Source organism: Ramlibacter sp. bp-362 (assembly GCF_054956735.1).
The window spans coordinates 26,904-48,847 of sequence record NZ_JBUDXE010000015.1 but is presented as its reverse complement, the minus strand read 5'-3'; the positions used below and the strand labels follow the sequence as shown (position 1 = coordinate 48,847).

General features: G+C 70.9%; 20 protein-coding genes. 7 read left to right on the top strand and 13 right to left on the bottom strand.

The annotated features are described in order from the left end of the window. Nucleotides 1–31: 31 nt before the first annotated feature. Together hemE and ACY0MJ_RS18475 are read left to right on the top strand one after the other, a co-directional pair. Nucleotides 32–1,138, top strand: a complete 1,107-nt coding sequence (gene hemE, locus ACY0MJ_RS18480) for a uroporphyrinogen decarboxylase (protein WP_462640008.1) — start codon at nt 32–34, stop codon at nt 1,136–1,138. Nucleotides 1,139–1,494: 356 nt separating this feature from the next. Then, entirely contained in the window at nt 1,495–3,540 is a 2,046-nt protein-coding gene (locus ACY0MJ_RS18475) for a primosomal protein N' (protein ID WP_462640007.1), read from the top strand. A 114-nt stretch (nt 3,541–3,654) separates the two neighbouring features. On the opposite strand, the gene rsmI is transcribed toward ACY0MJ_RS18475, so the two are convergent. Further along, complete coding sequence (gene rsmI, locus ACY0MJ_RS18470; RefSeq protein ID WP_462640006.1) at nt 3,655–4,551, bottom strand: 16S rRNA (cytidine(1402)-2'-O)-methyltransferase; 897 nt, start codon at nt 4,549–4,551, stop codon at nt 3,655–3,657. A gap of 13 nt (nt 4,552–4,564) precedes the next feature. Between rsmI and ACY0MJ_RS18465 the strand changes: the two genes are divergently transcribed. After that, nucleotides 4,565–4,924, top strand: coding sequence for a YraN family protein (locus ACY0MJ_RS18465; protein WP_462640005.1), 360 nt, complete (start codon nt 4,565–4,567; stop codon nt 4,922–4,924). 38 nt (nt 4,925–4,962) lie between these two features. Here the strand turns inward: ACY0MJ_RS18465 and ACY0MJ_RS18460 are convergent, their stop codons facing one another. After that, a complete protein-coding gene (locus tag ACY0MJ_RS18460) occupies nt 4,963–5,322 on the bottom strand; it encodes a hypothetical protein (protein ID WP_462640004.1) in 360 nt (119 codons plus the stop codon). 208 nt (nt 5,323–5,530) lie between these two features. Between ACY0MJ_RS18460 and ACY0MJ_RS18455 the strand changes: the two genes are divergently transcribed. Both ACY0MJ_RS18455 and ACY0MJ_RS18450 read left to right on the top strand, forming a co-directional pair. Next, nucleotides 5,531–6,130 carry a phosphoheptose isomerase gene (locus ACY0MJ_RS18455; RefSeq protein ID WP_462640003.1) on the top strand — a complete coding sequence of 200 codons (600 nt, stop codon included), beginning with the start codon at nt 5,531–5,533 and terminating at the stop codon, nt 6,128–6,130. Continuing rightward, the gene (locus ACY0MJ_RS18450; RefSeq protein ID WP_462640002.1) at nt 6,127–6,858 is read left to right on the top strand and encodes a BON domain-containing protein; all 732 of its coding nucleotides are present in this window, start codon (nt 6,127–6,129) and stop codon (nt 6,856–6,858) included. Before ACY0MJ_RS18455 ends, ACY0MJ_RS18450 begins: the two co-directional genes overlap by 4 nt. Before the next feature lie 63 nt (nt 6,859–6,921). Here the strand turns inward: ACY0MJ_RS18450 and ACY0MJ_RS18445 are convergent, their stop codons facing one another. The 3 genes from ACY0MJ_RS18445 to ACY0MJ_RS18435 all read right to left on the bottom strand — a co-directional run bounded on the left by ACY0MJ_RS18445 (nt 6,922) and on the right by ACY0MJ_RS18435 (nt 10,176). Next, the gene (locus ACY0MJ_RS18445; RefSeq protein WP_462640001.1) at nt 6,922–7,824 is read right to left on the bottom strand and encodes an NAD(P)-dependent oxidoreductase; all 903 of its coding nucleotides are present in this window, start codon (nt 7,822–7,824) and stop codon (nt 6,922–6,924) included. A 159-nt stretch (nt 7,825–7,983) separates the two neighbouring features. After that, nucleotides 7,984–9,120 (bottom strand): PilT/PilU family type 4a pilus ATPase, encoded by a 1,137-nt coding sequence (locus tag ACY0MJ_RS18440; protein WP_462640000.1) that lies wholly within the window; start codon nt 9,118–9,120, stop codon nt 7,984–7,986. Between the two features lie 12 nt (nt 9,121–9,132). Next, complete coding sequence (locus tag ACY0MJ_RS18435; RefSeq protein WP_462639999.1) at nt 9,133–10,176, bottom strand: type IV pilus twitching motility protein PilT; 1,044 nt, start codon at nt 10,174–10,176, stop codon at nt 9,133–9,135. A 62-nt stretch (nt 10,177–10,238) separates the two neighbouring features. Here ACY0MJ_RS18435 and ACY0MJ_RS18430 point away from each other — a divergent pair, with 62 nt between their 5' ends. Next, a complete protein-coding gene (locus ACY0MJ_RS18430; RefSeq protein WP_462639998.1) occupies nt 10,239–10,928 on the top strand; it encodes a YggS family pyridoxal phosphate-dependent enzyme in 690 nt (229 codons plus the stop codon). Between the two features lie 2 nt (nt 10,929–10,930). On the opposite strand, the gene ACY0MJ_RS18425 is transcribed toward ACY0MJ_RS18430, so the two are convergent. Together ACY0MJ_RS18425 and ACY0MJ_RS18420 are read right to left on the bottom strand one after the other, a co-directional pair. Next, nucleotides 10,931–11,467 carry a DUF3617 domain-containing protein gene (locus tag ACY0MJ_RS18425; RefSeq protein WP_462639997.1) on the bottom strand — a complete coding sequence of 179 codons (537 nt, stop codon included), beginning with the start codon at nt 11,465–11,467 and terminating at the stop codon, nt 10,931–10,933. A 44-nt stretch (nt 11,468–11,511) separates the two neighbouring features. Beyond that, on the bottom strand, nt 11,512–11,991 hold the full coding sequence (locus ACY0MJ_RS18420) for an Lrp/AsnC ligand binding domain-containing protein (protein WP_462639996.1): 480 nt from the start codon (nt 11,989–11,991) through the stop codon (nt 11,512–11,514). Nucleotides 11,992–12,065: 74 nt separating this feature from the next. On the opposite strand from ACY0MJ_RS18420, the gene ACY0MJ_RS18415 reads away from it, so the two are divergent. Next, entirely contained in the window at nt 12,066–15,032 is a 2,967-nt protein-coding gene (locus tag ACY0MJ_RS18415) for an L-glutamate gamma-semialdehyde dehydrogenase (protein ID WP_462639995.1), read from the top strand. Here the strand turns inward: ACY0MJ_RS18415 and ACY0MJ_RS18410 are convergent, their stop codons facing one another. The 6 genes from ACY0MJ_RS18410 to ACY0MJ_RS18385 all read right to left on the bottom strand — a co-directional run bounded on the left by ACY0MJ_RS18410 (nt 15,033) and on the right by ACY0MJ_RS18385 (nt 21,837). After that, a complete protein-coding gene (locus ACY0MJ_RS18410) occupies nt 15,033–15,290 on the bottom strand; it encodes a hypothetical protein (protein WP_462639994.1) in 258 nt (85 codons plus the stop codon). Nucleotides 15,291–15,462: 172 nt separating this feature from the next. Next, nucleotides 15,463–17,022, bottom strand: coding sequence for a DHA2 family efflux MFS transporter permease subunit (locus tag ACY0MJ_RS18405; protein ID WP_462639993.1), 1,560 nt, complete (start codon nt 17,020–17,022; stop codon nt 15,463–15,465). Nucleotides 17,023–17,044: 22 nt separating this feature from the next. Further along, nucleotides 17,045–18,292, bottom strand: a complete 1,248-nt coding sequence (locus ACY0MJ_RS18400; protein WP_462639992.1) for an HlyD family secretion protein — start codon at nt 18,290–18,292, stop codon at nt 17,045–17,047. Next, a complete protein-coding gene (locus tag ACY0MJ_RS18395) occupies nt 18,289–19,734 on the bottom strand; it encodes an efflux transporter outer membrane subunit (RefSeq protein WP_462639991.1) in 1,446 nt (481 codons plus the stop codon). The genes ACY0MJ_RS18400 and ACY0MJ_RS18395 overlap by 4 nt, the downstream gene beginning before the upstream one ends. Next, nucleotides 19,731–20,234: a MarR family winged helix-turn-helix transcriptional regulator gene (locus ACY0MJ_RS18390; RefSeq protein WP_462639990.1), complete on the bottom strand. Its 504-nt coding sequence runs from the start codon at nt 20,232–20,234 to the stop codon at nt 19,731–19,733. The genes ACY0MJ_RS18395 and ACY0MJ_RS18390 overlap by 4 nt, the downstream gene beginning before the upstream one ends. Nucleotides 20,235–20,310: 76 nt before the next feature. Next, nucleotides 20,311–21,837, bottom strand: coding sequence for a class I adenylate-forming enzyme family protein (locus ACY0MJ_RS18385; protein ID WP_462639989.1), 1,527 nt, complete (start codon nt 21,835–21,837; stop codon nt 20,311–20,313). Between the last annotated feature and the right edge of the window lie 107 nt (nt 21,838–21,944).

Here is a 21,944-nt window from a genome sequence, read left to right as displayed (position 1 = left end):
GGCCCGCGTGCGGCCTGCGACAATCGGGCCCATGTTCCCGCCGCTTGCCAACGACACCTTCCTGCGCGCCTGCCTGCGCCAGGCGACCGCCTACACGCCCCTGTGGCTGATGCGGCAGGCGGGCCGCTACCTGCCCGAGTACAGGGCCACGCGCGCCCGCGCCGGCAGCTTCATGGGCCTGGCGACCAACGTGCAGTACGCGACCGAGGTGACGCTGCAGCCGCTGGAGCGCTTCGCCCTCGACGCCGCGATCCTGTTCTCCGACATCCTGACCGTGCCCGACGCCATGGGCCTGGGCCTCAGCTTCGCGCTGGGCGAGGGCCCGAAGCTGGCGCACCCCCTGCGCGACGAGCAGGCGGTGGCGGCGCTGCAGGTGCCCGACCTCGACAAGCTGCGCTACGTGTTCGACGCGGTGACGTCGATCCGCCGCGCCCTGAACGGCCGCGTGCCCCTGATCGGCTTTTCCGGCAGCCCCTGGACGCTCGCCTGCTACATGGTCGAAGGCGGCGGCTCCTCGGACGACTGGCGCGGCGTCAAGAGCATGCTCTACGCGCGGCCGGACCTGGTGCATCGCATCCTGGCGGTCAACGCCGAGACCGTGGCCGCGTACCTCAACGCGCAGATCGACGCCGGCGCGCAGGCCGTGATGGTGTTCGACAGCTGGGGCGGCGCGCTCGCCGACGGCGCTTTCCAGCAGTTCAGCCTGGACTACACGCGGCGCGTGCTGGCCGGCCTCAAGCGCACCGGCGCCGACGGCGCGGTCGTGCCGCGCATCGTCTTCACCAAGGGCGGCGGCCTGTGGCTGGAGCAGATGGGCACGCTCGATTGCGAGGTGCTCGGCGTCGACTGGACCGTGAACCTCGGCCGCGCGCGGGCCCTGGTCGGCGGCAGCAAGGCCCTGCAAGGCAACCTGGACCCGGCCGTGCTGTTCGCGCCACCGGAGCGCGTGGCCGACGAGGCACGACGCGTGCTCGACGACTTCGGCGCGCCGCACACCGGCAGCGGCGCGGGCCCCACGCACATCTTCAACCTCGGCCATGGCATCAGCCAGCACACGCCGCCGGAACACGTGCAGGCGCTGGTGGAAGCAGTGCATGCACATTCAGCGCACATGCGGGCTGCTTCGCCGAAGTCCTGAACCGTGCCCATCCGGGAGTTCCCTAGCACACAACGCCGCCCGTCGCCGGGGTGCCTTGCTTGACTTATGCACAAAAACCGTGTTGCGGCGCAGCTAAGACGGCTGCGCGGCATGAACGGCGCTCCGAAATCCGTAGCGCGCGTAAGTTGTTGATTTTGTTTGGCTCCGGCGCGGAGCCCCGCCCGGGCCGGTCGAGCCAAGCCCTTGATTTTCCGGGCCCTCCGGCGCGGCGGCAGCGGCCCTATCAACAAAGTTATCCACAAGGGTGTGCGGCAAAAACAAAGTCGAGTGGAATCAATGACTTACTCGGACTTTCGCGAAGAACGCTTAAGCACCTCGCCTAAGCTGCACCTCGGATGAGCCAGCTGGTCCCGGTCGTCGTGCCCACGCCCGCCCACAGCACGGTGGCCGGGCCCCTCAGCTACCGCAGTGAGTTGCCACTTGCGCCGGGGAGCCTCGTGCGCGTGCCGCTCGGCCGGCGCGAGGTCTGCGGCGTGGTCTGGGACGCCGGCGTCGGCCAGGCAGCGGTCCCCGATGCCACGGCACTGAAGAGCATCGCCGGCCCCCTCGAAGGCCTGGCGCCGCTGTCGGCGGCCTGGCGCGAGCTGGTCGGGTTCACGGCCGGCTACTACCAGCGCAGCATCGGCGAGGTCGCGCTGGCGGCCCTGCCGCCGCAGCTGCGCGAGCTCGACGCGGTCCAGCTCGCCCGCCGCCTCAAGCGAGCGGCCGCCGCGGCGCCGGCGGCCCCGGCCGGTGCGCGCCCGGAGCTCACGGCCGACCAGGCGGCGGCGCTCGCCGCCATGGCGCAGGAGCCCGGCCCCTTCCTGCTGTTCGGCGCCACGGGCAGCGGCAAGACCGAGGTCTACCTGCGGGCCGTCGAGTCCCTGCTGGCGTCCGACCCGCAGGCGCAGGCGCTGGTGCTGGTGCCCGAGATCAATCTCACGCCGCAGTTGCAAGCGCGCTTCGAACAGCGCTTCGGCGCCGGCGCCGTGGTGCCGCTGCACAGCGGCATGACCCATCCGCAGCGGCTGCGCAGCTGGATCGCGGCCCACCAGGGTGGCGCGCGCATCGTGCTGGGCACGCGCATGGCCGTGTTCGCTTCCCTGCCCCGCCTCGGGCTGATCGTCGTGGACGAGGAGCACGACCCCAGCTACAAGCAGCAGGAGGGCGCGCGCTACTCGGCGCGCGACCTCGCGATCTACCGCGGCCGGCTGGAAGGCGCCAAGGTCGTGCTGGGCTCGGCGACGCCCTCCCTGGAGAGCTGGCATGCCTGCGACCGCGGGCGCTACCGCTGCCTGGAGATGCCCACGCGCGTGGGCGCGGGCGCGCTGCCGGCCGTGCGCATCGTCAACATGAACCACCAGCCGCGCGGCACCCTGTTCTCGGCGCCGCTGCTGGCCGCGATTGGCGAGCGGGTCGCGCGCGGCGAGCAGTCGCTGGTGTTCCTCAACCGCCGCGGCTATGCGCCGGTGCTCGCCTGCACCGCCTGCGGCTGGCGCAGCGACTGCCCGCACTGCAGCGCCTTCCGCGTCTTCCACAAGATCGACCGCTCGCTGCGCTGCCACCACTGCGGCTTCACGGAGCGGGTGCCGCGTGCCTGCCCGCAGTGCGGCAACGTCGACATCGCGCCGCTGGGCCGCGGCACCGAGCAGCTGGAAGAGCAGCTCGCGGGCCTGCTGGCGGACACCCGGCGCGCGGACGGCGAGCCCGTGCGCATCGCCCGCATGGACGCGGACAGCACGCGCGCCAAGGGCGCGCTGGAGCAGCAGCTCGCGCAGGTGCATGCGGGCGAAGTGGACGTGCTGGTGGGCACGCAGATGGTGACCAAGGGGCACGACTTCCGCCGCATCACGCTGGTGGCGGCCGTCAACCCGGACGCGGCGCTCTTCTCCAGCGATTTCCGCGCGCCCGAGCGGCTGTTCGCCCTGCTGATGCAGGCCGGCGGCCGCGCCGGCCGCGACGCGGCGCACGCGGCCGCGAGCGAGATGTGGGTGCAGACCTGGAACCCCGAGCATCCGCTGTTCACGGCGCTCAAGCGCCACGACTACCCCGCCTTCGCCGAGCAGCAGTTGCAGGAACGGCAGCGGGCCGCGATGCCGCCCTACGCCTGGCAGGCGCTGCTGCGGGCCGAGGCGCGCACGCAGGAGGTGGCGCAGGCCTTCCTGCAGGCCGCCGCCGATGCCGCACCGGGCCTGGAGGGCAGCGGCCACGTCCTCGTCTACGCGCCGGTGCCGATGACGGTGCAGCGCGTCGCCAACGTGGAACGGGCGCAGCTGCTGCTGGAAAGCGGCTCGCGGCCGGCGCTGCAGGCCTTCCTGGCGGCGTGGCAGCCGGTGCTGCAGGGCCTGCGGATGCGGGGGCTGATCCGGTGGGCGGTGGATGTGGATCCGTTGGCGATCTGAGGGGCGGGCGGTGGGGTTCGCTGCGCTCACCGCCACCCTACGAACGGCCGCGCCCATCGCACCGGACACCGGGATCCCGTAGGGTGGCGGTGAGCGCAAGCGAACCCCACCGATTCACCCGTCCTTCATCTTCAACGCGGCGTCGTAGAGCTCATTGCGCGACGCCCCCGTGATCTCCGCCGCGAGCTTCACCGCCGTCTTCACCGGCAGTTCCGCCAGCAGCAGCTTCAGCACGCGCAAGGGCTCCGCGTCGTCGCGCACCACGGCAACAGGATGCAAGACCAGTGCGAATTCGCCACGGCTGCGCGCGGGCGCGCCCTGCAGCCATGCGGGGAAGTCGGCGCAGCGCATCGTCGCGATCTCCTCGAACTGCTTGGTCAGCTCGCGCCCGACCGTCAGTTCGCGCTCGCCCAGCGGCGCCAGCGTGTCGGCCAGCGCGGCGATGCGGTGCGGCGCCTCCAGCAGCACCACCGGCCGCGGCTCTGCCGCCAGCGCCGCCACCGCCTGCTGGCGCTCGCCGCCCTTGGCCGGCAGGAAGCCGGCGAACACGAAGGCGCTGTCCTGGGCGGCCGCCGGCAGCGCGCTCAGGATCGTGGTGACGCTGCTCGCGCCCGGGATGGGGACCACCGGCAGGCCGGCGGCGCGCACGGCGGCCACCAGGCGCGCGCCGGGATCGCTCACCCCCGGCGTGCCCGCGTCGCTCGCGTAGGCCACGCGCTGGCCCTGCCGCAGCCGCCGCACGACCTCCTGCGCCGCCTCCGCCTCGTTGTGCCGGTGCACGGCCAGCCAGGCCTGCTGCTCGATGCCGTAGGCGCGCAGCAGGGCCTGCGTGTGGCGCGTGTCCTCGCAGGCGAGCGCATCCACCAGTTGCAGGACGTGCAGCGCCCGCAGGCCGATATCCGCCAGGTTGCCGATGGGCGTGGCGACGACATACAGGGCGCCCTGCGGATAATGCTGCGCACCGGCCGCGTCGCGCGCGGCCGCCAGGGCAGCGGCAAGGGAAGCGCTCAAGGAGACTCCTTCGATGGTGACGACCCGGGAGCAAGGCGGTGCGGCCGAGGATCGGGCCCTCGCGCACCTGCAGGCGCGGGGACTGCGCCTGGTCGCGCGCAATTATCGGACGCCCGGCCGCGGCGGCGGCGAGATCGACCTGATCCTGCGCGAGCGCGATGGCACGCTGGTGTTCGTGGAGGTGCGCAAGCGCGCGGGGCGCGGCTTCGGCGGCGCGGCCGCCAGCGTGGGCTGGCAGAAGCAGCGGCGCATCGTGTTCGCCGCCCGCCACTACCTGCTGAGGCTCGCGGAGCCCCCGCCCTGCCGCTTCGACGTCATCAGCATGGAAGGCGGCAGCATCCACTGGATGCGTGCCGCCTTCGATGCTGGCTGAGGCCCGCCCGCAGACAAGCCCCAGCAGGAAGCGCCTGCTTAGTTGCGGTCGTGCTTCGGAGCCATCACGGGCGCCGGAGCCTCTTCCACCGGCGCGGGGGCCGCGCCCATCTCCTGGCGCTCTTCGATCACGGGCGCCGGGGCCTGGGCCACGACGGCCGGCTGCTCGACCACCGCAACGGCGGGCGGCGTCACGATGGTGGCGGTCTGCACCTGGTCGATCAGGCCGGGAACGCCCGTCTCGCCCATGGAGGTCAGGTGGGTGCTCTGCTGGCCAGCGCCGAGAGCGGGGTTGGAAACGAAGGGGTTCGGCGGAACGCCCTGGGCGACGGCGACACCGATCACGGCGATCGCGGAAACACCGGCAGCCAGACCGGCAATCTTTTTCAGAACAGCCATTGCAACTTCTCCTTGAGCTTGATTTGTGGAACTCGGAACCTGCGGGCATCGAAGCCAGCAAGCGCAAGATTAGTGAGCCGCAACTTGCGCGAAGTCAGTTCCGCGCGGCACCTCGTGTCGGGTCACGTCCCCCACGACGTCGGTCATTGCGTCCCGCGTCCGTCCGATAGGGACTACACCCCTGGCACGGCGGTATCATGGGAGAGCCATGCTCGAGCAACGCATACAGCAGAACTTCATCGACAGCGCCGACCTGAAATACCAGGCGGCGCAGACCCTCAGCAAGCCCATCGCGCAGGCGGTGCAGGCCGTGCTGGCCTGCGTCACCAGCGGCGGCAAGGTGCTCGCCTGCGGCAACGGCGGCTCGGCCGCCGACGCGCAGCACTTCTCCGCCGAATTCGTGGGCCGCTTCGAACGCGAGCGCCCCGAGCTCGGCGCCATCGCGCTGACCACCGACAGCTCCATCCTCACGGCGATCGCCAACGACTACGACTACGAGCGCGTGTTCGCCAAGCAGGTGCGCGCGCTGGGCCAGGCCGGCGACGTGCTGCTGGCGCTGTCCACCAGCGGCAACTCGGCCAACGTGCTCGCCGCGATCGAGGCGGCGCACGAGCGCGAGATGTCGGTCGTGGCGCTCACCGGGCGCGGCGGCGGCAAGATGGCCGCCGTGCTGCGCGAGACCGACGTACACATCTGCGTGCCGCACGAGCGCACCGCCCGCATCCAGGAAGTGCACATCCTCGCGCTGCACTGCATCTGCGACGGCGTCGATGCGCAGCTCCTCGGCGAACAGGACAACCCCACATGACCCGCAAAGCCCTCTCTTCCCTGCCCCTCGCTTCGCTCGCCGCCGCGCTGCTCGCGACGTCGCTGGCCGGCTGCGCCCCGCTGCTCGTGGGCGGCGCCGCCGTGGGCACGGCGCTGATGATGTCGGACCGCCGCAGCTCGGGCGCGCAGATCGACGACGAGACGATCGAGCTGCGGGCCGCGATGCGCCTGTCGGAAGCCTTCGGCGACCGCGCGCACATCAGCATCACCAGCTACAACCGGCAGGTGCTGCTGACCGGCGAGGTGCCCAGCGAGGCCGCGAAGCAGCAGGCCGAGCGCATCGCCGGCACGGTGGACAACGTGCGCACGGTGGTCAACGAGCTCGGCGTGATGGCGCCGACGACGCTGCCGCAGCGTTCGGCCGACGCGCTGATCACCGGCAAGGTGCGCGCGTCCTTCGTCGACGCGTCCGACCTGCAGGCCAATGCGTTCAAGGTGGTCACCGAGCGCGGCTCGGTCTACCTGATGGGCCGCGTGACGCCGCGCGAAGCGGAACGCGCCACGGCCATCGCCCGCCAGATCGGCGGCGTGCAGAAGGTCGTGCGGATCTTCGAGGTGATGACGCCCGAGGAGATGCGCCAGGCCGGCATGCCGGTGCCGGCGACCGCGGCCACGCCGGCGACGGTGGCGCCCGCTCCCGCCGCCGCGCCCGCGCCGTCCGCCGAGCCGCCTGCGTCCGGCGGCGCGGTGGTCACGCCGGTGCGTTGATCACGTCTTTCGACGGTTTTCGTAGGGTGGGGTGACGCAGGAACCCCACCGAACGACGCGCGCTCAGCCCAGCCGCTTGATCAGGCTCGACGTATCCCAGCGGTTCCCGCCCATTGCCTGGATGTCCGCGTAGAACTGGTCCACCAGCGCCGTCACCGGCACGCGCGCGCCGTTGCGCTTGGCCTCGTCCAGCACCAGCCCGAGGTCCTTGCGCATCCAGTCCACCGCGAAGCCGAACTCGAACTGCCCGGCGATCATGGTCTTGCCGCGGTTGTCCATCTGCCAGCTCTGCGCGGCACCCTTGCCGATCACCTCGAGCACCTGCTCCATGTCGAGGCCGGCCTTCAGGCCGAAGGCGATCGCCTCCGACAGGCCCTGCACCAGCCCGGCGATCGCCGTCTGGTTGACCATCTTGGCCAGCTGGCCGGCGCCGCTCGCGCCCAGCAGCGTGCAGGCGCGCGCGAAGGCCATGATGGCAGGACGGGCCGTGTCGAACGCGGCCTGGTCGCCGCCGCACATCACCGTGAGCTGGCCGTTCTGCGCGCCGGCCTGGCCGCCGGAGACGGGCGCGTCGACGAACGCGATGCCCCGTTCCTTGCCCTTGGCCGACAGCTCGCGCGCCACGTTGGCCGAGGCGGTGGTGTGGTCGACGAAGATCGTGCCCTTCTTCATGCCGGCGAAGGCGCCGTTGTCGCCCAGCACGACCGAGCGCAGGTCGTCGTCGTTGCCGACGCAGCAGAACACGATGTCGCAGCCCGCGGCGGCCTCGCGCGGCGTGGCGGCGGCCTGGCCCTTGAACTCCTGGGTCCAGGCCGTTCGCTTCTCGGCGCTGCGGTTGTAGACCGTCACCTGGTGCCCGGCGAGCGCCAGGTGGCCGGCCATGGGAAAGCCCATCACGCCGAGGCCCAGGAAGGCGACCTTGCGCGCGGGAACGGATTCGTAGTTGCGGGGGTTGGTGCTTGCCATGGGCCTCACTTTAGCAGCCTGGAAAAATACGGATACCGGACGCAAAAGTCGCAAAGGTCCCGCAAAGATCGCAAAAGGACATCCACCAAAGGATTTCTTAGCGACTTTTGCGGAACCTCTGCGACTTTTGCGTCCGGCTGTCCGCCTTGGCTGTCCGCCTCAGACGATCGCCAGGTGCTCGGTCCCCGCCGAGAGGTCCTGCGACTTCGCGCGTTGCGAGTTCAGCTTGATCTGCAGGCGCAGGTCGTTCACCGAGTCGGCGTTCCGCAGGGCGTCCTCGTAGGTGATGATGTTGTTCTCGTACATGTCGAAGAGCGCCTGGTCGAAGGTCTGCATGCCCAGGTTGCGGCTCTTCTTCATGACTTCCTTGATCTCCGAGACCTCGCCCTTGAAGATCAGGTCGGACACCAGCGGCGTGTTCAGCAGGATCTCCACCGCGGCGGCGCGGCCCTTGCCGTCCTGCTTGGGCACGAGGCGCTGCGAGACGAAGGACTTGAGGTTGAGCGACAGGTCCATCAGCAGCTGCGGCCGGCGCTCCTCGGGGAAGAAGTTGATCACGCGGTCCAGCGCCTGGTTGGTGCTGTTGGCGTGCAGCGTGGCCATGCACAGGTGGCCGGTCTCGGCGAAGGCGATCGCGTGCTCCATGGTCTCGCGGTCGCGGATCTCGCCCATCAGGATCACGTCGGGCGCCTGGCGCAGCGTGTTCTTCAGCGCCGCTTCCCAGCTGTCGGTGTCCAGCCCCACCTCGCGCTGCGTCACCACGCAGTTCTTGTGCGGGTGCACGAATTCCACCGGGTCCTCGATGGTGATGATGTGGCCGTAGCTCTGCTCGTTGCGCCAGTCGACCATGGCCGCGAGCGTCGTCGACTTGCCCGAGCCGGTGGCGCCCACCAGCACGACCAGGCCGCGCTTGGACATCACCACTTCCTTGAGCACCTGCGGCACGCCCAGGCCGTCGATCGTGGGCAGCACCTGCGGGATCACCCGCAGCACCATGCCCACCTTCGCCTGCTGCACGAAGGCGTTCACGCGGAAGCGGCCGATGCCCGGCGGCGAGATCGCGAAGTTGCACTCCTTGGTGCGCTCGAACTCGGCGGCCTGCTTGTCGTTCATGATCGAGCGGGCCAGCGCCAGCGTGTGCGCGCCGTTCAGCGGCTGCGGCGAGACCTTGGTCACCTTGCCGTCCACCTTGATCGCGGGCGGGAAGTCGGCGGTGATGAACAGGTCGCTGCCGTTGCGGCCGACCATCAGCTTCAGCAGGTCGTTGATGAATTTCGATGCCTGGTCGCGTTCCATGCTGCCGGCTCCTTATCCGGGGAAATTCTCGGGGATCTTGGCCTTGCTGCGGGCCTCGGCCGGACTGATCATGTTGCGGCGGACCAGGTCGGCGAGGTTCTGGTCCAGCGTCTGCATGCCGACCGAGTTGCCGGTCTGGATCGCCGAATACATCTGGGCCACCTTGGCCTCGCGGATCAGGTTGCGGATGGCCGAGGTGCCGATCATGATCTCGTGCGCCGCCACCCGGCCGCTGCCGTCCTTGGTCTTGCACAGCGTCTGCGAGATCACCGCCTGCAGCGATTCCGACAGCATCGCGCGGACCATCTCCTTCTCCTCCGCAGGGAACACGTCGATGATCCGGTCGATGGTCTTCGCGGCGCTCGACGTGTGCAGCGTTCCGAACACCAGGTGGCCCGTCTCGGCCGCGGTCATGGCCAGGCGGATCGTCTCCAGGTCGCGCATCTCGCCCACCAGGATGCAGTCCGGGTCCTCGCGCAGCGCCGAGCGCAGCGCGTTCGAGAACGACAGCGTCATCGGGCCGACCTCGCGCTGGTTCACCAGGCACTTCTTCGACTCGTGCACGAATTCGATCGGGTCCTCCACCGTCAGGATGTGGCCGTACTCGGTCTCGTTCAGGTGGTTGATCATCGCCGCCAGGGTGGTGGACTTGCCCGAGCCCGTGGGGCCGGTCACCAGCACCATGCCGCGGGGCTTGAGCGCCAGGTCCTGGAAGATCTTGGGGGCGTTCAGCTGCTCCAGCGTGAGGATCTTGGAGGGAATCGTCCGGAACACGGCGCCGGCGCCGCGGTTCTGGTTGAAGGCGTTGACGCGGAAGCGGGCCAGGCCCTCGATCTCGAACGAGAAGTCGCACTCCAGGAACTCTTCGTAGTTCTTGCGCTGCGTGTCGTTCATGATGTCGTAGACCATCGCGTGGACCTGCTTGTGGTCCATCGGGTCGACGTTGATGCGGCGCACGTCGCCGTGCACGCGGATCATGGGCGGAAGACCCGCCGAGAGGTGCAGGTCCGACGCCTTGTTCTTGACGCTGAATGCGAGCAGCTGGGTAATATCCACGGATCCCTCTTCCTTCTGGTCCTTCACCGGCGCGGCGCAAGCGCCCGGCTGGCCGGCCCATTATGACGACGATTGCAACGAACCTCCAGCACGTGCGCCAGCGGATCGCCGACGCCTGCGCGTCCGCCGGACGCGACGTGAACGAAGTCACGCTGCTTCCCGTGGCCAAGACCTTCGGCCCCGAGGCCGTGCGCGCGGCCTTCGAGGCGGGCGAGCGCGCGATCGGCGAGAACTACATCCAGGAAGCGGTGGAGAAGCAGGCGCTGCTGGCCGACCTGCCGCTGCAATGGCACTGCATCGGCCCGATCCAGAGCAACAAGACGCGGCTGGTGGCACAGCACTTCGCCTGGGCCCACGCGGTGGACCGGCTGAAGATCGCGCAGCGGCTGTCGGAGCAGCGGCCCGAGGACATGCCGCCGCTGGCGGTGTGCATCCAGGTCAACATCGACGGCGGCGCCAGCAAGTCGGGCGTCGCGCCCGCCGAGGCGCTGGAGCTGGCCCGCGCCGTCGCGGCCCTGCCGCGGCTGCAGTTGCGCGGCCTCATGACCATCCCGGAGCCGGCGGAGGAGTTCGAGCGCCAGCTCGCGGTGCACCGCAAGGCGCGCGCGCTGTTCGACCAGCTGCGCGCCGGCGGGTTGCCGCTCGACACGCTCTCCATGGGCATGAGCGCCGACCTGGAAGCGGCCATCCATGCCGGCAGCACGATGGTGCGGGTGGGCACGGCGATCTTCGGCGGGCGTCCGGCCCGCTGACGTCACCTGGCCATCGGCCTCACGTTCCCGCAGTCCGCCTTCAGCCACTTGCCTGTGGCGTCCATCGTGGTGGTCTCGGTCTTGCCGTCCACGGTCGCACGCACGGTCATGTGGCTGCTGTAGGACTCGGGGCTGGCGAAGGTCACCTGGCCTTCGCCGCTGGAGGGCGGGTTGCTGCAGGCGAAGGCGAAGCGCATGGTCTTGCCGCTGCGCTGGTTCTTCGTCATGCAGCAGCCCTCCTGCATCGGCATGTCGTTGCGCTCGGCCATCTCCTTCGTCATGCACACCTGCATGGCCATGCCGCCGGCCGCGCCGGGCGCCATGCGCACGCCCTGCTGCGCCATCATGGCCTCCATCTGCTTGCGCTGCTCCGGCGGCATCTCCGCCATCTGCTTGCGCATCTCGGCCATCGCGGCGTCCATCTGGCCGCCACCCATCTTGTTGTTGATTTCCCACAGGCCGGGCTTCATGGACTGGGCGCCGGCCGTGCCGGCAGCCAGGGACAGCAGCGCCGCGGCGGCGAGCGGTTGGATGCGCATGGAGACTCCTCCGCGATCAAAGCGGCGATTCTGCCCCGCGGCCGCTAGGCGGCCAAGGGCAGGCGCGCCGTGCTCTTCACTTCCTCCATCACGGCATAGGTGCGCGTCTCGCGCACCCCGGGCAACTGCCACAGCACGGTGCCGGCGAAATCGCGATAGGCCTGCATGTCGGCCATCCGCGTCTTCAGCAGGTAGTCGAAGCCGCCCGCGACCATGTGGCACTCCAGGATCTGCGGGTACGCCTGCACCGCGGCCTTGAAGGCCTCGAACACGTTGGGCGTGGTGCGATCCAGCAGCACCTCCACGAACACCAGCATGCCCAGGCCCAGCTTCACGGGATCGAGGCGGGCCTCGTAGCCGGCGATGTAGCCCTCGCGCGTGAGGCGCTGCACGCGCGCCAGCACCGCCGTGGGCGACAGGGCGACGGCCTCGGCCAGCTTGAGGTTGGAGATGCGGCCGTCGGCCTGCAGCACCTGCAGGATCTTCAGGTCGATGCGATCGAGATCGACGGCTGGTTCGGCCATTCGCTGGATTTCCTGTGGTGGATGACCTCGACTTTAGCGAAAGATTCGCCGCCCGGCGCGCGACCATCGCAGGCATGACACCCGCCCCCGCCCAACGCCTGCCCTCCCCCTACCGTCCCGAAGCCGCCATCGTCCAGGAGCGCCTGCGCTTCCTGGATGGCGCGCTGGACTGGGCGGCCGCCGCGCAGGCCGCGGCGCCCTGGGTGGCGGCCGTGCGGCGCAACCCGCCGCCCTTCTGGGCGATGGAAAGCCTGCTGAAGGAGTACCCCATCTCCAGCGCCGAAGGCCTCGCGCTGATGCGCCTGGCCGAGGCCCTGCTGCGCGTTCCCGACGCCGAGACGGTCATCGCGCTCACCGCGGACCAGCTCTCGCGCGCCGACTTCGAGGGCTCGCCCGAGAGCGCGCTGGCGCGCCTGGCGCACAGCGCCATCGCGCTGTCCAAGCGCTTCCTGCCGGGCGACGGCGCCCAGCCGGAGGGCGGCGTGTTCGCGCGGCTGGGCGCCCGCACCGTGGTCGCCGCGACGCTGCGCGCCGTGCAGCTGCTGGGGCGCCAGTTCGTGCTGGGCCAGGACATCGCCGAGGCGATGCACGAGGCGGCCGCCGCGCGCCGCCGCCAGCCCAACCTGCGCTTTTCCTACGACATGCTGGGCGAGGGCGCGCGCACGGCGGAGGACGCGGACCGCTATCTCGCCCACTACGCACGGGCGATAGCCGCGATTGCCGGCGGCGCGCAGGCGGGCCGCCCGGTACAGCAGAACGACGGCATCTCGATCAAGCTCAGCGCCCTGCATCCGCGCTACGAGGCCTTGCAGCGCGAACGCGTGATGGAGGAACTGGTGCCGCGCCTCTGGGGCCTCTGCCAGCGCGCCGCGGGCGCGAACATCAACCTGACCATCGACGCCGAGGAGGTGGACCGGCTGGAGCTCTCGCTGGACGTGTTCGAGGCGCTCGCCGCGCAGGTCGCGCGGGAGCATCCGCACTGGCAGGGCTTCGGCCTGGCGCTGCAGGCCTACCAGACCCGCGCGCTGGAGCTGGTCGCCGAAGTGGCGGCCATCGCGCGGCGCCACCGCATCCGCCTCATGTGCCGGCTGGTCAAGGGCGCGTACTGGGATGCCGAGATCAAGCGGGCGCAGGAGCTGGGCCTGCCGCAGTATCCCGTGTACACGCACAAGCACCACACCGACGTCTCCTACCTCGCGTGCGCCCGCGCCCTGCTGGAGGCGCAGGACGTGATCTATCCCCAGTTCGCCACGCACAACGCCGGAACGATCGCCGCCATCGTGCAGATGGCCCGGCGCACCGGCGCGCCCTTCGAACTGCAGCGCCTGCACGGCATGGGGGAAGGCGTGTACCGCGAGGTGCTGCAGGACCCGCAGCTCGCCTGCCGCGTCTACGCGCCGGTCGGCCAGCACCGCGACCTGCTCGCCTACCTGGTCCGCCGCCTGCTGGAGAACGGCGCCAACTCCTCCTTCGTCCACCAGCTGGCCGACGAATCCGTCGGGATGGACGAACTGCTGCAGTCGCCCCTCCACCTCGCGCCGGAACCCTCGCTGCCGCTGCCGCCCGACCTGTACGGCCCGGCCCGGCGCAACAGCGCGGGGCTGGACCTGGCGGTGCCGGAGATGCGCGCCGCGCTGGCCACCGCGCTCGAGGCCACGCACGTGGCAGACATTCCGATGTCCGACCCGGCGGCGGTGCCGCAGTCGGTCGACCGCGCCCTCGCCGCCTTCCGCGAGTGGGAGCGCACGCCGGTGCAGCGCCGCGCCGCCATGCTGCGCGACGCCGCCGACGCGATGGAAGCGCGGCTGCCGCGCCTGGGCGCGCTGCTGGTGAAGGAGGGCTTCAAGACCTGGGGCGACGCCGTCGCCGAGGTGCGCGAGGCGATCGACTTCCTGCGCTACTACGCCAACGAAGCCGAGCGCCTGCTGGAACCGATGACGCTGCCGGGCCCCACGGGCGAAAGCAACGCGCTGCGCCTCACGGGCCGTGGCGCCTGGGTCTGCATCAGCCCCTGGAACTTCCCGCTGGCGATCTTCACCGGCCAGGTCGCGGCCGCGCTGGTGACGGGGAACACGGTGCTCGCGAAACCGGCGGAGCAGACGCCCGCCGTCGCGGCCGAAGCGGTGCGCCTGCTGCATGCCGCGGGCGTGCCGCGCGATGCGCTGCAACTCCTGCACGGTCCCGGCGAAACCGTGGGTGCGGCGCTGGTGGCCGAGCCGCGCATCGGTGGCGTCGTCTTCACCGGTTCGACGCAGGTCGCCAAGATCATCCAGCGCGCGCTCGCCGCCAAGGACGGCCCCATCGTCCCGCTGATCGCCGAAACCGGCGGCATCAACGCGATGGTGGTGGATTCGACCGCGCTGCCCGAGCAGGTGGTGGATGCGGTGGTGCAGAGCGCCTTCCGCTCGGCCGGCCAGCGCTGCTCGGCGCTGCGCCTGCTGTGCGTGCACGAGGCGATCGCCGAGGACGTGATCCGCATGATCCAGGGCGCCGCGCGCGAACTGGTCACCGGCGACCCGGCGCAATGGCGCACCGACGTCGGACCGGTGATCGACGGCGAAGCCTTCGACAACCTGCAGGCGCACCTGCGCCGCCTGCACGCCGAAGCGAAGCCGCTGCTGCCGCCCTCGACCTTCCTGCCCGAGACGCGCCTGATCCCGCCGCAGGCCTTCGAGGTCGCCGGCGTGGACCAGGTGCGGCACGAGATCTTCGGCCCGGTGCTGCACATCGCGCGCTGGCGCGGCGAGCCGCAGGCGGTGATCCATGCGATCAACCGCATCGGCTACGGACTCACGCTCGGGATCCAGACGCGCATCGACAGCCGCGCGGAAGCGCTGGCGCGCGAGGCGCGCATCGGCAACGTCTACGTCAACCGCAACATGATCGGCGCCGTCGTGGGCGTGCAGCCCTTCGGCGGGGAAGGTCGCTCAGGCACCGGGCCCAAGGCCGGCGGTCCGTACTACCTGACGCGCTTTTGCGCCGAACAGACCCTCACCATCAACACGGCCGCGGCGGGCGGCAATGTCGCCCTCCTGGCCTGATCAGCCCTTGAGCAGGTTGCGCGACACGCGCTCGCGCACCGGGTCGCCCAGCAGTTCGTTCGCGGTCGGCAGCTTGCCGTCGTAGGTACCCAGCACTTCCTGCAGGGCCGCCAGGGTACGCTTGAGGTGGTCGGTGTCGCCGCGCTGCTCGAGATCGGCGCGGACGTCCTCCAGCGCACGGAACAGCAGCGCGCGGGTGTTGCCGCGGATCACCAGATTGCCGTCGGATTGCCAGATGGCCTTGTGCATGTATTTCATGGAGCATCTCCCTGGAATGCTCCAAGCATGGTCGAAGCACCGCCGCGGTCCTGTGGGTCGCGCGGGCGTCCGCGGGACGGCCCGCTTTGTCGGGCGGCGTCAGCCCCAAGCACAGCGATAGCCGTCGAACGAGCGGCAAGCGGGTGTCAGCCAAACACCCGCCGCTGCCTCGTCAGTGGGCGCCTGCCGCCGCGCCCGCCCCGCCCGCGCCGTGCTGCGGATGGGTCAGCCACACCAGCGGGATCAGCACCAGGAACAGCGCCGCCGAAAGGTAGAAGATGTCGTTGGCCGCCAGCATGAAGGCCTGCTGGTCCACCAGCCGGTTCATCTGCGCCAGCGCCTGCTCGCGCGTGAGCCCCGAGGCGGAGAGGCCGTTGAGCGTCATCTGCACGACGGGGCTGCCGGCGCCCATGGACTCGGCCAGGTGCGCGTGGTGCAGCGCCGCCCGGTTCTCCCACAGCGTCGTGGTGATCGAGGTGCCCATGGCGCCGGCCGTGATCCGCACGAAGTTGGTCAGGCCCGACGCGGCGGGGATGCGGTCCGGCTCCAGCCCCGACAGCGTGATCGTCATCAGCGGGATGAAGAAGAAGGCCATCGCCACGCCCTGGATGATGGTCGGCACCATGATGGTGGCGAAGTCGGCCTGCGTGTTGAAGCGCGAGCGCATCCACAGCACCAGCCCGAACACGATGAAGGCCAGCGTGGCGTACTTGCGCGGATCCACCTGGTTGACCGTCTTGCCCACGATGGGCGACAGCACCATCGCCAGCAGCCCCACGGGCGCCATGATCATGCCGGCGTCGGTGGCGGTGTAGCCCATGAACTGCTGCAGCCACAGCGGCAGGATCACCACGTTGCCGAAGAACAGCCCGTAGGCGACGGAGGTCGTGATCGTGCCGGCCCAGAAGTTGCGCCGAGTGAACAGGCGCAGTTCCACGACCGGGTGGTCGTCGGTCAGCTCCCAGGCGAGGAAGAATAGGAAGCCGACGACCGTGACGACCGCGAGGCCCACGATGATGGGCGAGGAGAACCAGTCGTATTCCTTGCCGAGGTCCAGCATCATCTGCAGGCAGCCGATCCACAGCACCAGCAGCGCCAGCCCCACCTTGTCGATGGGCAGCTTGCGAGTGACGCTCTCGCGCTTGTGGTAGATCGCCCAGGACGCGAGCGCCGCAACGATGCCCACGGGGATGTTGATGTAGAAGATCCAGGACCAGTTGATGTTGTCCGTGATCCAGCCGCCCAGCAGCGGCCCGGTGACCGGCGCGACCAGCGTGGTCATCGCCCACATCGCCATCGCCAGGCCGGCGAGCGCGCGCGGGTAGCTCGCCAGCAGCAGCGACTGCGACAGCGGGATCATCGGCCCGGCGACGAAGCCCTGCAGCGCGCGGAAGGCGATCAGCATGGTCATGTTCGGCGCCAGCCCGCACAGCCACGACGCGATCACGAACAGCACGACGCTGGAGACGAACAGGCGCACCTGCCCGAGCCGCAGCGACAGCCAGCCCGTGAGCGGCACGGCGATGGCGTTGGCCACGGCGAAGCTGGTGATGACCCAGGTGCCCTGGTTGGGGCTCACGCCCAGGTCGCCGGCGATGGCCGGCAGCGACACGTTGGCGATCGAGGTGTCCAGCACGTTCATGAACGTGGCGGCGGACAGCGCGATCGTGCCCCACATCCGCGCCGCGCCTTCCAGCGGGGGCGGGGGAAGCTGCTGGTTCGCAGCGCTCATGGGAAGTCCCGGTGGGTGGGGTTCAGCGCTTGGCCGGCGGGCCGCCGTGCGCCTGGAGCGGCGAGGCGCCGCTGTTCACGGCGATCACGCGCCGCACTTCCGCGTCGGCGCCGTCGTCCTGGCTGTCGTAGACCTGCGTGTGGGCGACGGCACCGCCGCGCGGCGCCTCGGCCAGCGTGCGGCCGTCCTGCTGGCTCACGTCCACCGTGGCTTCCATCGACAGGCCGACGCGCAGCGGATGCTCGGACAGCTGCTTCGCGTCGAGCTCCACGCGCACCGGCACGCGCTGCACCACCTTGATCCAGTTGCCCGTGGCGTTCTGCGCCGGCAGCAGCGAGAACGCTGCGCCGGTGCCGACGCCCAGGCCGGCCACCTTGCCTTCGTATTCCACGCGCTTGCCGTAGAGGTCGGCCGTCAACGTGACCGGCTGGCCGATGCGGATCTTGCGCAGCTGCACTTCCTTGAAGTTCGCGTCGACCCAGACCTCGTTGAGCGGCACGATGGCCATCAGCGGCGCGCCCGCGGCCACGCGCTGGCCCAGCTGCACGCTGCGCTTGGCGACGTAGCCGTCCACCGGCGCGACCAGCACGGCGCGCTGCAGCGCGAGCCACGCTTCGCGCACCTTGGCGGCGGCGGCGCGCACCTGCGGGTGCTGCTCGACGTCGGTGCCGGAGGTCATCGCCTGGTTGCTGGCGAGCTGCTGGCGCGCGCTCACCACGGCGGCTTCCGCCGCGGCGACGGAGCTGCGGGCGGCGTTCACCTGCGCCTGCGCGTGGTTCAGTTCCTCGCGCGACACGGCGCCGTTGCCCACCAGCGCCGCGCGCCGGTTGTAGTCGTCGGTGGCCCGCGCCAGCTCCGCCTTCGCCTTGGTCACGTCGGCTTCGCGCAGCGCCACCTGGGCCGCGAGCGAACCGTTGTTGGCGTAGAGCGTGCGCACCTGGCGCACGGTCTGGCCGAGCGCTGCTTCCGCCTGCTCGAGCGCCACCTTGGCGTCGGCCGGGTCGAGCTTCACGAGCGGCTGGCCCGCCTTCACGAAGTCGGTGTCCTCGGCGTGGATCGACATCACCGTGCCGCCCACCTGCGGCGTGATCTGGATGACGTTGCCCTGCACGTAGGCGTTGTCGGTGCTCTCGTAGTGGCTGGCCACCAGCCACTCGTAGCCGCCCCAGACGACGGCGACCACAGCCACGGTGGCCGCGAGGATCAGGAGCGCCTTCTTGCGCTTGGGATTGCCGCGCATCGGCGCGGGGGCTTCTTGCTTGTCGCTCATGTTTCTTTCCTGGGTTGCCTGGGGGCGGCCACGGGGACGTCGGCTTCGTAGCCGCCGCCGAGCGCCCGGTACAAGGCCACGCGCGCTTCGAGCACGCGCGCGGCGAGGTCCACGCCGAGCCGGCGCTGGTTCAGCACCGCCGTCTCGGCCGAGAGCACGTTGAGGTAGTTGCCGAGCCCGGCGCGGTAGCGCTGCACGGCGATGTCGTAGGCCGCCTCGGCCGACTGCAGCGCCTGCGCCTGTTCGCTGCGCTGGCGGGCGAGCGACTGCAGGGCCGCGACGGCGTCCGCCGTCTCGCGCACGGCTTCGAGCACCGCGGCGTTGTAGCTCTCGATGGCCACGTCGAGGTCGGCCGTCTTGCCGCGCAGGTTGGCGCGCAGCCGGCCGGCGTCGAAGATCGGCAGGCGCAGCGCCGGGCCGACGCCCCATTCGCGGCTGCCGAAGTCGATCAGGCGGTCGAGGCCGATGCTGGAGAGGCCCGCGAAGGCGACCAGGTTCACGCTGGGATAGAACTGCGCCTTGGTGCTCTTCACGTCCTGGCCGGCCGCCTCGACGCGCCAGCGCGCCGCCGCGATGTCGGGGCGGCGGCCCAGGAGGTCGGCGGGCAGCGCCGGGACCTGCACCGGCGAGGCGAAGCGCGCGAGGTTGGGCAGTTCGCCGGCCTGGGGCGCATCGCCGCCGCCCACCAGCGCGACGAGCGCGTTGTGCGTGGTCTGCGCCTGCTCCTTGAGCGCCTCGACCTGCTGGCGGACTTCCGGCAGGCCGCCCTCGGCCTGCCGCAGTTCCAGCGTGGTGTCGAGGCCGGCATCGACGCGCTGGCGCACCAGGCCCAGCTGCTGCTCGCGCTGCTGCAGCGTGCGGCGCGCGACGGCGAGCTGCTCCTGCAGGCGCGCCAGCTGGAAGTAGGTGCGCGCGACGTTGCTGGCCAGCACGACGCGGGCCGCCGCGACGTCGGCTTCCGCCGCGCGGGCGCCGCCGAGCGCCGCTTCCAGCGCGGCCTGGTTCTTGCCGAAGAAGTCGATCTCCCAGCTGGCGGTGGCGCGCAGCGTGCCCGAGTCCTCGATCGAGCCCGCGAGCGGCGGCGGGTACAGGCCGTTCTCGCTGTACCGCTGCCGCGTGATGTCGAGCGTGCCGTTCACCTGCGGCTGCGTGCCGGCCCGCGCCAGCTCGCCGACGCTCTGCGCGCGGCGCAGCCGCGCCTGGGCGACGGCGAGGTTGGGATTGCCGCGCAGCGCGCGCTCGACCAGCGCGTCGAGCTGCGGGTCGCCGAATTCGCGCCACCAGGCGATGGGCACCGGCGCGATGGCCTGGGTGCTGGCGCCCGGCACGGGCGCTTCGCTCAGCTTCGCCTGCGGCGCGATGCCGGAGGTGCTGGCGCAGCCGGCCAGCAGCAGCGCCGCCGCGAGGGCGGCGAGCCGGCCGGCGGAAGGAGAGGGAGTCATTTCTTTTCCTGTTCCCCGCCCTGCAGGGCGAGGCCGTTGGCGAGCACGCGGCGCAGCAGGTCCTTCAGCTGCTGCCACTCCTCGATCGAGAGGCCTTGCAGGAAGGCGTTCTGCACCTTGCACAGCACGGTGGGAATGTGACGGGCGGCTTCGCGGCCCTCCTTGGTGAGCTCGAGGTTGACGACGCGGCGGTCTTCCGACGAGCGCACGCGCGTGACGAGGCCCTTGGCTTCCAGCCGGTCCAGCAGGCGCGTCATGGCGCCGGTGTCCAGCTGGCATTCGCGCGCGAGTTCCGCGACGGTGGAGGCGTGGCCCAGGTGCAGCTTGAACAGCGGCACCCACTGGGCGTGCGTCAGGTCGCGCGGCTCCAGCGCCTGGTCCACCTCCGCGGCCATGCACGTGAGGATGCGGCGCATCAGGTAGGCCGCGCTTTCGTCGGGCTGGTAGTTGTCCGGCCGGTAGAAGACGGTCGGGGCGGAACGGGGAGTCCGGGTGGCCATGGAGGCCGTGAATATAGTTGCCTAGGCAGATATTGTCAAGGCGACCATTGCCCGGGCAAGCGCTTGCCGGGCTGGATCAGGACGGACGGTAGCCGTCGCGCAGCTGGCGCTTCAGCACCTTGCCGATGTCGCTGCGGGGCAGTTCCCCGAGGTAGCGCAGGTCGGCCAGGCGCTGCGTCTTGCCCAGGCGCTCGTTGGCCCAGGCGCGCAGGTCTTCCGCCTGCGGCGCGCCGGGCGCCGGCACGACAAAGGCGACGGGCGTCTCGCCCCAGGTGACGGACGGCACGCCGACGACGGCGACGTCGGCCACGCCGGGATGCTGGCGCAGGACGGCCTCCAGGTCGCTCGGGTAGATGTTGAAGCCGCCGCTGATCACCATGTCCTTGCGGCGGTCCATCAGCGTGAGGAAGCCGTCCTCGTCGAAGCGGCCGACGTCGCCGGTGCGGATGAAGCGCCGGCCCTGCGCGTCGTACCACTCGGCCTCGCGCGTCTTGCCGGGCTGGTTCTGGTAGCCCGTCATCATCGACACGGAACGGCCGACCACCTCGCCGATCTCGCCGCGCGGCAGCTCGCGGCCTTCCTCGTCGATGAGGCGGATGTCGTGCCCTTCGGCCGGCTTGCCGACGGTGTGCAGCTTGCGCGGGAAGTGGTGCGCTTCCAGGATGCAGGTGCCGCCGCCTTCCGTCATGCCGTAGTACTCCACCAGCCCGCCCGGCCAGCGCGCGAGCACGTCCGCCTTGAGCGCGGCGGAGAAAGGCGCGCTGGTGCAGAACTTCATGCGGAAGGACGACAGGTCGTGGCGCCCGAACTCCGGCAGCGCCATCAGCCGCTGGTATTGCACGGGCACCAGCATCGCGTGCGTGGCGCGCACTTCCTCGGCCAGCGCGAGATACCCGGCCGGATCGAAGCGGCCCTCGGTCATCACCACGGCGCCGCCCTTGGCGATGCAGGGGAAGACCGACACCAGCGTGGTGTTCGAGCACAGCGAGGTCGCGACCATCGCCACCGCATCCGGTCCGTAGAAGTAGTTCTCCGCCCGCGCCACGTGCGCCCAGCGCATCGCGTGCGGCTGCACGATGCCCTTGGGCGTGCCGGTCGTCCCGGAGGAATAGATGATGTTGAACGGCCACGCCGGATCGATCGCGACCGGCTGCGGCGCGGCGCTCGCGTCCCCCAGCCACTCGCCCAGGCTGCCGTCGCCTTCCGCGCGGTCCATGCGCACGCGCACGACCTCGACGGCGAGCGCCGGCACGCTCGCATCCGTGAACAGGAAGCGCGCGCCGCTGTCGCGCACCATGCCGGCCAGCTGGTCCGGCGTCGCGCCATTGGGCAGCGGCGCGACGGCGGCGCCCGCGCGCAGTCCGCCGAGGAACAGCGCCATGTAGGGAATCGAATTCGCGCCGCTGATCGCGATCGCCTGCGTGGGCTGCACGCCCAGCGCCTGCAGCCGCGCCGCGATGCGGTCCGCCAGGGCGTCGAGCTCGCCCCAGGTCATGCGCTCCGCGCCGTGCCGCAGAGCCAGCTGGCGGGGCCGGGCGCGCGCGTGTTCGCGCACGAGGTCGGGAATGGCACGGAATGGCGGCAGGCCGGGGGCTGGATTCACGTCGCGGGTCTCCTCTGGCGCGCACTGTACGCGAGGCACGGTCGACGGCTGCGTCCGACAGCGCCCCGCTCCCGGGGCCGACGCCGGGCTGGCGGACGCCGGCCCAG